The sequence below is a fragment of the Streptomyces sp. GbtcB7 genome (assembly GCF_019091445.1).
Classification (GTDB): domain Bacteria; phylum Actinomycetota; class Actinomycetes; order Streptomycetales; family Streptomycetaceae; genus Streptomyces; species Streptomyces mirabilis.
In genome coordinates this window covers 1-239 of record NZ_JAGXJM010000574.1, presented here as the reverse complement: position 1 = coordinate 239, position 239 = coordinate 1, and the positions used below count along the sequence as shown (strand labels likewise).

1 pseudogene is annotated in these 239 nt (G+C 79.9%); it reads right to left on the bottom strand.

The annotated features are described in order from the left end of the window. Positions 1-239, bottom strand: a pseudogene (locus tag KVT44_RS56875) (ATP-binding protein); the annotation flags it as partial.

The following is a 239-nucleotide window of genomic DNA, read 5'->3' as shown; positions in this document are numbered from 1 at the left end:
ACGCGGACCGAGGCGGCGAGACGGCCCGCCTGCGCGGTGCGGTGGGCGAGGGGGAGGAGGGGGGCGAGGACCCCCCCGACGGAGTGCTTCTCCTCCATGGCGCGCAGGACGGCGAGCATGCCGGTGGACAGTGCCTGCATCCGCCCGGCCGCGGTGGCGGCGGGCGAGATCGCGGCGGCCCGGGCTCTGGTGGGCCGCCGCATGCCCTCGGGCAGCCGGGGGGTCGCCCCGGCGAGTGC